The following is a 787-nucleotide window of genomic DNA, read 5'->3' as shown; positions in this document are numbered from 1 at the left end:
CGCAGCCGCCCAAGAACCCCCTCCCACAACTCGGCCCGCGCCGCGAGCGGACGCCGAGTGGTCCCCGGCCACCAAGAGAACGCATGCACGGCGGCAACGCCGTCAATCACCGCGTCGAGACCGAGCAGCGCATCCGAGTCGGCCACATCGAGCGGCGGCTGCCAGTACGTAAGAACGTCAGGCCGCCCCACCTCCTCCAGCAACCGCGAGGCACGATCAGCCCCATCGGTCAGCGTGTTGCGATGGAACTCGTAGGCGAGATACACACCCACATCAGCCGCAAGCTCCGCCGCCCGCCGGGTGTCCTCGACAACCGCCGCCCGCTCCTCCGGCGAAGCCTCCTCCGTCCCGGTCGCCCCCGCCCAGATCCGAATGCGTGGCGCCCCGAGCAGCACGGCGGAGCGAAGGACCCCGTCGAACTCCGCCGGGTCGGTGCACCCGGCGCGGTAGTACGAGCCGTACGAGGCCACCGCGAGCCCCGCCTCCTCCGTGGCGCCGCGAACCCGGACGGCCACGGCCTCGTCACCCGCCGGCACGTGAACGTCGGCACCCCACTCCACGCACTCGAGCCCCGCCTCGACCGCGGCCGCCAGAACCCCGGCCACATCAAGATGCCGCAGGGTGACGGAACACAGCCCCAGCCGCGGCGACACCCGGTTCACGCCGACTCCTCGGTGACAGAGAGGCCGCCCGCCCCACCTCCTCCAGCAACCGCGAGGCACGATCAGCCCCATCGGACAGCGTGTTGCGATGGAACTCGTAGGCGAGATACACACCCACATCAGCC

The 787-nt window shown here is 71.0% G+C and carries 1 protein-coding gene; it reads right to left on the bottom strand.

What is annotated here, in order from left to right; translation table 11 throughout:
* On the bottom strand, positions 1–662 hold a 662-nt coding region (locus O3Q52_RS53735), incomplete at its 3' end, for a sugar phosphate isomerase/epimerase (RefSeq protein WP_269655634.1).
* Positions 663–787: the final 125 nt, after the last annotated feature.

The organism is Streptomyces sp. ActVer (assembly GCF_027270795.1).
GTDB classification, from domain to species: domain Bacteria; phylum Actinomycetota; class Actinomycetes; order Streptomycetales; family Streptomycetaceae; genus Streptomyces; species Streptomyces umbrinus_A.
This window is presented reverse-complemented; position numbering and strand designations above follow the sequence as displayed.